Below are 10,060 nucleotides of genomic sequence, written 5' to 3' on the forward strand. Positions count from 1 at the left end.
GGGCGGCGGAGGCGCGGTTCTCGGCGGCGGGGGTGCCGTCGGCCCGGGAGTGCCGTGCCCCGTCGCGGCACGTTCGGTGTCGGCCCCGGCCCCCCTCAGCGGTGCAGGGGGCCTGGGGTGATCAGCGTCAGACCGCGCCGGCGCCCGTCAGCGAGCGCACCTCCGTCTCGGCGTGCCGGGCCTCGTCCGGCGGCTCGGGTGACAGCGCCGTACCGGCCCAGCCTGCGAGGAAGCCCAGGGGGATCGACACCAGACCCGGGTTCTGGAGCGGGAAGACCTGGAAGTCGACGCCGGGGAACAGCGCGTCGGGGCTGCCCGAGACGACCGGCGAGAGCAGCACGAGCAGCACGGCCGGGACCAGGCCGCCGTACACCGACCAGACCGCGCCGCGCGTGGTGAAGCTCCGCCAGAACAGCGAGTAGAGCAGCACCGGCAGGTTGGCGGACGCGGCGACCGCGAAGGCCAGGCCGACGAGGAACGCGACGTTCAGGTCGCGGGCGAGCAGGCCGAGGCCGATGGCCACGGCTCCGATCCCGGCGGCCGCGCACCGCGCCACCGCGACCTCGCTGTACTGCTTGGCGTGGCGCCGCCTGAGGGAGGCGTACAGATCGTGGGCGACCGAGGCGGAGGAGGCCAGGGTGATGCCGGCGACGACCGCGAGGATGGTGGCGAAGGCCACGGCCGCGACGATGGCGAACAGAACCGTTCCTCCGGTGGAGCCCGCGCCGCCGCCGAGGTCGAGGGCGAGCAGCGGGACCGCCGTGTTGCCCGCCGCGTTCGACGCCCGTACCTCGTCGGTGCCGACCACCGCCGCCGCGCCGAAGCCCAGCACGATCGTCATCAGGTAGAAGCTGCCGATCAGGCCGATCGACCAGACGACCGAGCGGCGGGCGGCGCGCGCGGTGGGCACGGTGTAGAAGCGGGACAGGATGTGCGGCAGACCGGCCGTGCCGAGGACGAGCGCGAGGCCGAGGCTGATGAAGTCGAAGCGGGCCGTCCAGTCGCCGCCGTACCGCAGACCGGGCGAGAGGAAGTCCTTGCCGTGGCCACTGCGCTCGGCGGCGGACAGCAGCAACTGGTTGAAGTCGCCGTGGAAGCGCACCAGGACGAGCACGGTGAGCGCGACGGTACCCGCCATCAGCAGCACCGCCTTGACGATCTGGATCCAGGTGGTGGCCCTCATCCCTCCCAGCGATACGTAGATCACCATCAGCGCGCCCACGCCGATGACCGTCCAGTTGCGCGCCGCCTCGCTGCTCCCGCCCAGCAGCAGCGCGACCAGGCTGCCCGCCCCCACCATCTGCGCCACCAGATAGAGAACGGACACGGTGACCGAGGAAGTTCCCGCCGCGATCCGCACGGGCCGCTCCCGCATCCGCGCGGCGACGACGTCGGCGAGGGTGAACCGGCCGCAGTTGCGCACGAGTTCGGCGACGAGCAGCAGGACGACGAGCCAGGCGACGAGGAAGCCGACGGAGTAGAGCATGCCGTCGTAGCCGTAGAGGGCGATGAGGCCGGAGATGCCGAGGAAGGAGGCGGCGGACATGTAGTCGCCCGCGATGGCGAAACCGTTCTCCATCGGTGAGAACAGCCGTCCCCCCGCGTAGAACTCCTCCGCGGAACCACGCCGGTTGCGACTGACCCATGTCGTGATCGCCAGCGTCGCCGCGACGAACGCGCAGAACAGCAGCAGCGCGAGTGTCTGGTGGTCGTCGGTCACCGCACGGTCCCCTTGATCCCCCGGGTCAGTTCCTGCGTGTCCCAGCGGAGATCGAGCGCCGCACGGTCCCTGCGCAGCCGGGCATGACGCGCGTAGGCCCAGGTCAGCACGAAGGTGGTGAGGAACTGCCCGAGCCCGGCGACCATCGCCACGTTCACCGCGCCGGCGACCGGACGGGCCATCAGGTCGTGCGCGGTGGTCGCCGCGACGACGTAGACGACGTACCAGGTGAAGAAGGCGAGGGTGGCGGGAACGACGAACCGCCGGTAGCGGCCGCGCACTTCCTGGAAGGCGGCGCTGCGCTGCACCTCCAGATAGATCTCGGCGGCACTGGGACCGGTCGCGTCACGGCCCGCCGGCGCGGGCTGCGGCGGGACCGGCGCGGGTGCGCCGGTGCCGTCGAGCTCGCCCCAGCCGGAGGCGAGCGCGTCGTACCAGGGATCGTCGAACCGCACTGCTGCGGCCTCGCGCCCTTCCTGCTTCTCCACCGAACAACTCTCCTTGTCCGCGAACAAATGGTCCGCGTGCCCAAGGATGGACAGAGTGGGAAGATCCCGGACTCTTCAATCCCCGCACTTCACCCCTTCAGGTGAAGGTGAAAAAGCTCCACGCGGTCCGCCCGTGGGGGTGGACCGCGTGGAGGGTGGTGCGGTGCGGCGTCGGCGCCCGGGCCTCAGGCGTCGATGCGCGAGCGGTCCAGGGTGGCCGCCGAGCTGGTGATGAACTCCTTGCGGGGCGCGACCTCGTTGCCCATCAGGAGGTCGAAGACCTGCTCGGAGGAGTCCAGATCACCGATGTTGATACGGCGCAGGGTGCGGTGGCGGGGGTCCATCGTGGTCTCCGCCAGCTGGTCGGCGTCCATCTCACCGAGGCCCTTGTAGCGCTGGATGGAGTCCTTGTAGCGGACGTTCTTGCGCTGGTACTCCAGCAGGGTCTGCCGCAACTCGTTGTCCGAGTACGTGTAGACGTACTTGTCCTGGCCCTTCTTCGGCTGCACGAGCTCGATCCGGTGCAGCGGCGGGACGGCGGCGAAGACGCGTCCCGCCTCCACCATCGGCCGCATGTAGCGCTGGAAGAGCGTCAGCAGCAGGCAGCGGATGTGGGCGCCGTCGACGTCGGCGTCGACGAGGAGGACGATCTTGCCGTAGCGGGCGGCGTCGAGGTCGAAGGTCCGCCCGGACCCCGCTCCTATGACCTGGATGATGGCGCCGCACTCGGCGTTCTTCAGCATGTCCGAGACGGACGACTTCTGGACGTTGAGGATCTTGCCGCGGATGGGCAGCAGCGCCTGGAACTCGGAGTTCCGCGCGAGCTTCGCCGTACCGAGCGCGGAGTCTCCCTCGACGATGAAGAGCTCACTGCGCTCCACGTCGTCGCTGCGGCAGTCGGCGAGCTTCGCCGGCAGCGAGGAGGACTCCAGCGCGGTCTTGCGGCGCTGCGCCTCCTTGTGCTGGCGGGCCGCGATGCGCGTCCGGGCAGCGGCGACGACCTTCTCCATCACCGAGCGCGCCTGCTGCTTGGCATCGCGCTTGGTGGAGGTCAGGAAGGTCTTCAGCTCCTTCGCCACCACGTTGCCGACGATCCGCGCGGCCGCCGACGTACCGAGCACTTCCTTCGTCTGGCCCTCGAACTGCGGCTCGGCCAGGCGCACCGTGACGACCGCGGTGAGGCCCTCCATGGCGTCGTCCTTGACGACGTCGTCCTCGGCGACGCGCAGCAGCTTGGCCGAGCGCAGCGCCTCGTTCACGGTCCTGGTGAGGGAGCGCTCGAAGCCGGAGATGTGGGTGCCGCCCTTGGGGGTGGCGATGATGTTGACGAAGGACCTGACGGTGGTGTCGTAGCCCGTGCCCCAGCGCAGCGCGATGTCGACGCCCAGCTCGCGGGTGACCTCCGTGGCCGTCATGTGGCCGCGGTCGTCGAGGACCGGCACGGTCTCCTTGAAGGTGCCCTGCCCGCTGAGGCGCAGGACGTCGCAGACGGCCTTGTCCTGCGCGAGGTACTCGCAGAACTCGCTGATCCCGCCGTCGAAGCGGAAGGTCTCCTCGGTCTTCCCCTCGCCCTCCAGGGCGCGCTCGTCGCGGACGACGATGGTCAGGCCGGGCACCAGGAAGGCCGTCTGGCGGGCGCGCTGGTACAGCGTCTCCAGGCTGAGCTTGGCGTCCTTGAGGAAGATCTGGTGGTCGGCCCAGTACCGCACGCGGGTACCGGTGCGCGTCTTGGGGACCCGCTTGCTCTTGCGCAGCCCGTTCGCCGGGTCGAAGGGGGCGTCGGGGCCGGACTCGGTGAACATCCCGGGGACGCCGCGCCGGAAGCTGATGGCGTGCGTGGCGCTGTTGCGGTCGACCTCGACGTCCAGGCGGGCGGAGAGGGCGTTGACGACGGAGGCGCCGACGCCGTGCAGGCCGCCGGAGGCCGCGTACGAACCGCCGCCGAACTTGCCGCCGGCGTGCAGCTTGGTCATCACGACCTCGACGCCGGACAGGCCGGTCTTGGGCTCGACGTCGACCGGGATGCCGCGGCCGTTGTCGCGGACCTCGACGGAGCCGTCCTCGTGGAGGATGACCTCGATGTGGTCGCAGTATCCGCCGAGGGCCTCGTCGACGGAGTTGTCGATGATCTCCCACAGGCAGTGCATGAGACCGCGGCTGTCGGTGGACCCGATGTACATGCCGGGTCGTTTGCGGACGGCCTCGAGCCCCTCGAGTACGAGAAGGTGCCGCGCGGTGTAGTTGGAACCGTCACGGTCTGCACCGGTCAGAAGCGCAGTGGACGGCACGGACGTTTCGGCGGTCACGCGGTTCGCTCCTCGCTGAATTTCAAATGTGTCCCGATGGGGTACGGGCCCGGCGTGGGTCGCCGGTCAGAGGGTACCGAGGCCTGGTAGAGCCGATGTAACGCCACCCTCAGGAAAACTCATGCTAGTCCAGAGTCGTATGCACGTTCGATCCCTCGTTGGAGTGACGTGGACATCACGTTCCCTTCGAGGCATGAACCATTTAGGCTCCGGGCACGTCCTCTTGCACAACCGGCAACCCAGCCGGGAGGGCGAACACCCACCCATCGACGCGAAACCGTAGAGCGACGCAATACGGCTCCTTCGCCGCTAACCGGCAACAGACAGCCACCTCGGAAGATTTTTCAAGGAAAAGCCACGAGCGGGAACGTTTTCGGCCTGGTTGGATGTTGACCCTGGTACGACAGCTCGTCGAGCTAGAGAAGAGGCGACGTGACTACTGTTCTGACCCCCGCGAGCCCCCTGACGGCCGCTGACCGATGCGACCGCTGCGGCGCCCAGGCTTACCTGCGCGTTGTCCTGGCCAGCGGCGGCGAACTGCTCTTCTGCGCCCACCACGGACGCAAGTTCGAGCCGGAACTCAAGAAGATCGCCGCTGAAATACAGGACGAGACCGACCGGCTGACCCCCGTGCCGCCGTCCCCGGAAGACGAGGACCGCTGACAACGCGGGCACCTCGCAGCCACGACGAGCCAAGGGCCGGTCTCCGACCGGCCGACGGGCGGCCTTCCCCGGTGGATCGGGGAAGGCCGCCCGTACTCGTACGCTGCAAGCGTAATCAGCTTCTGGCCGCCCAGGTTTCCGGCGCCGCCGAGAGGCGTGCGTACACCCCGGGGCTCTCCGCCTGACCGCAGCCGCTCCCCCAGGAGACGAGCCCGATCAGCCGGCCGCCTGCCACCAGGGGCCCGCCGCTGTCCCCCTGGCAGGCGTCGTGCCCTCCGTTCTCGTCCCCGGCGCACAGCATCGTCTCCGGGCGGTACGTGCCCTGCGCGCGGCCCGGGTAGGCGCGCTCGCAGGCGCTGTCGGGCAGCACCTTCACCGGGGCCGCCCGCAGCTCACCGGCGTACGCCCCGCTGCCCGTCGTGTCGCCCCAGCCGTAGACCATGGCTCCGGTGCCCGCCGTGTACGCGGCGCTGCCCGGCCCGGCCACCCTGATGGTGTCGGACGCGGGGAGCGGGTCGAGCAGCGTCAACAGGGCGAAATCGCCCTCGTTCGTCTTGGCGTCGTACGCCGGATTGAGCTGTACGCCGCTCACGGTGATCTCCCGGCCACCCGTGGCCTTCAGCGTGCTGCGGCCCGCGATCACCCGCAGATCGCGCACCTGGCCGAGTGGTACGCCCAGTACATCCGAACTCACGCAGTGTGCCGCCGTCAGCACTTTGGCGGGCGCCACCAGCACTCCCCCGCAGAATTGCCCCGCCCGCGTACCTCCGAACCGGTCACGGCTGGAGAGGGCCACCACCCACGGCGACTCCGAGATCTGTACCGGCTGGCCCCCGATCACCACACCGTCCGGGGCGGCGGCGCCTCCCGATGCCTGTGGCGCCGCGACGGCCATGGCCGTCAGGGCCAGCGCCCCTGTCAGTGATCCGGCGAAAGAGCGACGCATACGGCCTCCTGGCTCGGTGCAGCAATGGCACCACCAGCGTCGGCCGGACACCTGCGCGCCGCACCCGCGAACGGCCGGGGGCCCGGAGTCACCCGTACGGGACTCCGGGCCCCCGGCCCGAGTGGTGGACGACCAGCGACGACCGGCCGGGAGACGCCCTAGTCGAGGTAGTCGCGCAGCACCTGCGAGCGCGACGGGTGGCGCAGCTTGGACATCGTCTTCGACTCGATCTGGCGGATGCGCTCACGCGTCACGCCGTAGACCTTGCCGATCTCGTCCAGCGTCTTCGGCTGCCCGTCGGTGAGGCCGAAGCGCATGGACACGACACCCGCCTCGCGCTCGGACAGGGTGTCCAGCACCGAGTGCAGCTGCTCCTGGAGGAGGGTGAAGGAAACGGCGTCGGCCGGCACGACCGCCTCGGAGTCCTCGATCAGGTCACCGAACTCGCTGTCGCCGTCCTCGCCGAGCGGGGTGTGCAGCGAGATGGGCTCGCGGCCGTACTTCTGGACCTCGATGACCTTCTCGGGGGTCATGTCGAGTTCCTTGGCCAGCTCCTCCGGGGTGGGCTCGCGGCCCAGGTCCTGGAGCATCTGGCGCTGGACGCGGGCCAGCTTGTTGATGACCTCGACCATGTGCACCGGGATGCGGATGGTGCGGGCCTGGTCGGCCATCGCGCGGGTGATCGCCTGCCGGATCCACCAGGTGGCGTACGTCGAGAACTTGTAGCCCTTGGTGTAGTCGAACTTCTCGACCGCGCGGATCAGGCCGAGGTTGCCCTCCTGGATCAGGTCCAGGAAGAGCATGCCGCGGCCGGTGTAGCGCTTGGCCAGCGAGACCACCAGGCGGAGGTTGGCCTCCAGCAGGTGGTTCTTGGCGCGGCGGCCGTCCTCCGCGATGATCTCCAGCTCGCGCTTGAGCTTCGGTGCCAGCTTGTCGCTGTTGGCCAGCTTGTCCTCGGCGAACAGGCCCGCCTCGATGCGCTTGGCGAGCTCCACCTCCTGCTCGGCGTTGAGGAGGGGGACCTTGCCGATCTGCTTGAGGTAGTCCTTGACCGGGTCGGCGGTGGCGCCGGCGACAGCGACCTGCTGAGCGGGCGCGTCGTCCTCGTCCTCGTCGGAGAGGACGAAACCCTTCTCGCCGCCTTCCTCCTCCTCGTCGGCGCCCGCCTTGACGGGCGTCTCCTCGGCGGAGTCCTCACCGTCGGCGGCCTCGTCGGCGCCCTTCTTGGCGGAGGTCTTCTTCGCGGCCGTCTTCTTGGCCGCGGTCTTCTTCGCGACTGTCTTCTTGGCGGCCGTCTTCTTCGCGGCGGCCTTCTTCACCGGCTCCGGGGCGGCGGCCGCCTCGTCGTCGGCCACGACGTCCACGGATTCCGCTGCCGGCGCCACGGTGGCCGCTACGGTCTTGGCGGGGGCCGGCTGGGCCGCGGTGGCCGCGACCGACTTGGTCGCGGTGCGCTTGGCCGGGCTCTTCGCTGCGACGCTCTTGCGGGGACGCTTGGGCGACTCCGCGGCAGTGACCATCAGCGTCACACCCTCTTCCTCGAGGATCTGGTTCAGGCTGCGCAGAACGTTCTTCCACTGGGCCGCCGGAATCTGGTCGGCCAAGAATGCCTGGCGCACGTCATCGCCCGCGATCTGCCCATCAGCCTTTCCCCGCTCGATGAGCGCCATCACAGACTCGGACTCGGCGATCTCCGGCGGGAGCGTACGGGATGTGCTGGCCGACACGAACAACCTCTCGGAACGATGGAAACGGCTTCCGGCCTCGCCCTGAGTACGGGCCGCGGCCGACGACATCGGCTGGGGATGTACCGACGGCGCAGGTTGAACCTCGGACTGGTTACAGCGCCACTTTCAGCAGCTGTATTCCCTCTTCGGCTGTCACCTCTTAGGTCATCGCACAGTTCCGCGGAGTGTTACGCCCAATCTGCGTGGCCCGAGTCACACCCCCTCCGAATGAGGCAGAACAGAAGGGGCATCGGCCCACAATCGTGTCGCCGGATCCCATGGGATCCGGCGACACGGGGTTCGTCAGCGCAGCCGGGCCGCAAGGCACACACCCTGGCCGTGGTCCGCGGTCAGTGCTCGCGCGGCGCCGGCACCACACGCTCCACTTCCGGGTGAACCGTGAGCAGTTGGCGCATGGCGGCCTCGGCCGCCGGGGCGTCGCCCGCCGCGAGGGCGTCGACCGTACGCGAGTGGTGGACGAGAGCGGCCTCGGTGGGGCGGTCACAGCCGGTGACGGGGCCTCCGGAGACCTGGAGGGCGGCGGAGACGATGCCGGAGAGGTGCTCCAGCATCCGGTTGCCGGCGAGCTGGATGAGCAGGGAGTGGAACTCCGCGTCGGCGCGGGAGAACGTCAGGGAGTCGCCCTGCGTGAGGGCGTGGCCCATGATCTCGACCATGTCGCCGAGCCGCTGCTGGAGGTCCTCGCGCCCGTGGCCGGCGGCGAGGCGGGCGGCGAGCGGCTCGATCATCCACCGCAGTTCGCCCAGTTCGCGACGCTGGTCGTCGCGCTGCGGACCGAAGGCCCGCCATTCGATGATGTCGGGATCCAGCAGGTTCCAGTCACTGACGGGGCGGACCCGGGTGCCGACGTTGGGACGGGCGCTGACCAGGCCCTTCGCCTCCAGCACGCGCAGGGATTCGCGGACGACGGTGCGGGAGACCTCGAAGCGCTGGCCGATCTCCTCCGGGACGAGCGGACGGTCGGCGCCGAGATCGCCGGAGACGATCATCTGGCCGAGCTGCTGGACGAGTTGGCCGTGGAGCCCGCGGCCCCGGCTGCCCGCCGAGCGGCGGCCCATCCGGCCCAGGTCCGTGTCGGCCCCTTCCCAGGAGGGCACGCCGACGCGGTCGGCGCCCGGCGCCTCTGCGTAGGGGTAGCGGTCGAGTTCACCCGGCCCGGCGAGGCCGGAATCGGCGGGGCGGGAGGCGGTCATCATGGTGTGCGCAAGGGTACTCACGGATCCTTTGTCGGCGGGACTTCCGCGACCCTTGAGGTCTTTGGTGAAAAGCACACGAAAGGGTGATCGCCGCCCTCCCTGCAATTGACGACTTATCGGAAAGAAACGGGCGTAGACAGGGGAGTTGCGACGGCCGTCGGCCTCCTCGGCCGAACTCGGTCACCAATGGGGCCTGCGGCGAAGGCCCGTGAACAGATATGCGCAAAGCAGTGCACACAGCGACAACGAGAGCGCCGCTCCGACCGGTTGGGCCGCGACTCTCATCCCGGCCACCACCCACGCGTCGATCTCGTACGGCCATCGCAGCCAGGCCACTTCGCGCAGCCGGCCCGGCAGTCCGGCCACCGAACGCACCGACGGCCCCACGACCATCCGCTGCGCGACCGGCGCCACCAGGACCGGTACGGCCAGCACCGCGGCCACCCCGGCGGCCGTCGCGCGGAAGACGCCCGCGCCGAGCAGCCCGGCCCACGCGCAGCCGACGGTGAGGCCGGACCAACTGACCGTCAAAGCAGGCCATTTCTCGGGTACGCGCAGCAAGTCCTCGCCGTACACCAGTCTCAGGGCCTGCGCGTCGGCCACCACGACGAGCAGGGCGAGCAGCAGCGCGGCGGTGGCGGAGACCGCCAGTTTCGCGAGGAGCAGTCCGACGCGCCGGGGAACCGTGCCGCGGGCGGCGGCGAGCGCGGGATACCGGAACTCCTCGCCGAAGGCGATGGCGCCGAGCAGGCCCGCGCCCAACGCGGCGGGCGGCAGGGGCAGGATGTCCGGCCAGGCCGCGAGAAGGGCGGACAGGGGGGTGCTGCCGACGCGGGCCAGCAGCACGGAGATCGTCACGGAGGCGGCCAGCACGGCGGCGGCGACGAGCAGCGTCGTCCGCGTGCCGAAGAGGCGGTGCAGTTCGTAGCGCACGGGGCGCAGCGGGCTGCGTGAGGGACGCAGCGGCAGGGGCGGCGGGACCGTCGCCTGCGC

At 70.1% G+C, this 10,060-nt stretch carries 7 protein-coding genes and 1 pseudogene; 1 reads left to right on the forward strand and 7 read right to left on the reverse strand.

The features are described 5' to 3' along the window. Positions 1 to 127: 127 nt before the first annotated feature. From E2E34_RS25995 to E2E34_RS26005, 3 genes are all read right to left on the reverse strand, one after another. Positions 128 to 1,720 (reverse strand): monocarboxylic acid transporter, encoded by a 1,593-nt coding sequence (locus tag E2E34_RS25995; protein WP_138904350.1) that lies wholly within the window; start codon positions 1,718 to 1,720, stop codon positions 128 to 130. Then, positions 1,717 to 2,208, reverse strand: a complete 492-nt coding sequence (locus tag E2E34_RS26000; RefSeq protein WP_244316107.1) for a DUF485 domain-containing protein — start codon at positions 2,206 to 2,208, stop codon at positions 1,717 to 1,719. The genes E2E34_RS25995 and E2E34_RS26000 overlap by 4 nt, the downstream gene beginning before the upstream one ends. Before the next feature lie 185 nt (positions 2,209 to 2,393). Continuing rightward, positions 2,394 to 4,514 carry a DNA gyrase/topoisomerase IV subunit B gene (locus tag E2E34_RS26005; RefSeq protein WP_138904352.1) on the reverse strand — a complete coding sequence of 707 codons (2,121 nt, stop codon included), beginning with the start codon at positions 4,512 to 4,514 and terminating at the stop codon, positions 2,394 to 2,396. A gap of 432 nt (positions 4,515 to 4,946) precedes the next feature. Between E2E34_RS26005 and E2E34_RS26010 the strand changes: the two genes are divergently transcribed. Then, positions 4,947 to 5,177: a DUF7455 domain-containing protein gene (locus E2E34_RS26010; RefSeq protein WP_138896648.1), complete on the forward strand. Its 231-nt coding sequence runs from the start codon at positions 4,947 to 4,949 to the stop codon at positions 5,175 to 5,177. Positions 5,178 to 5,292: 115 nt separating this feature from the next. Here E2E34_RS26010 and E2E34_RS26015 read toward each other — a convergent pair whose 3' ends face one another. The 4 genes and pseudogenes from E2E34_RS26015 to E2E34_RS26035 form a co-directional block, all read right to left on the reverse strand. Beyond that, entirely contained in the window at positions 5,293 to 6,123 is an 831-nt protein-coding gene (locus E2E34_RS26015; protein ID WP_138904353.1) for a S1 family peptidase, read from the reverse strand. 158 nt (positions 6,124 to 6,281) lie between these two features. Next, the gene (locus tag E2E34_RS26020; RefSeq protein WP_138904354.1) at positions 6,282 to 7,850 is read right to left on the reverse strand and encodes an RNA polymerase sigma factor; all 1,569 of its coding nucleotides are present in this window, start codon (positions 7,848 to 7,850) and stop codon (positions 6,282 to 6,284) included. 350 nt (positions 7,851 to 8,200) lie between these two features. Then, positions 8,201 to 9,088 (reverse strand): FadR/GntR family transcriptional regulator, encoded by an 888-nt coding sequence (locus E2E34_RS26030; protein WP_208765338.1) that lies wholly within the window; start codon positions 9,086 to 9,088, stop codon positions 8,201 to 8,203. 159 nt (positions 9,089 to 9,247) lie between these two features. After that, positions 9,248 to 10,060 (reverse strand): annotated as a pseudogene (locus E2E34_RS26035) (ABC transporter ATP-binding protein); the annotation flags it as partial.

Origin of the sequence: Streptomyces albidochromogenes (assembly GCF_005981925.1) — a bacterium.
Classification (GTDB): domain Bacteria; phylum Actinomycetota; class Actinomycetes; order Streptomycetales; family Streptomycetaceae; genus Streptomyces; species Streptomyces albidochromogenes.

What these genes read in the sequence shown, in the direction of transcription:
- E2E34_RS26015 (WP_138904353.1), bottom strand. Translation starts at nt 6,123, where the DNA reads ATGCGTCGCTCTTTCGCCGGATCACTGACAGGGGCGCTGGCCCTGACG.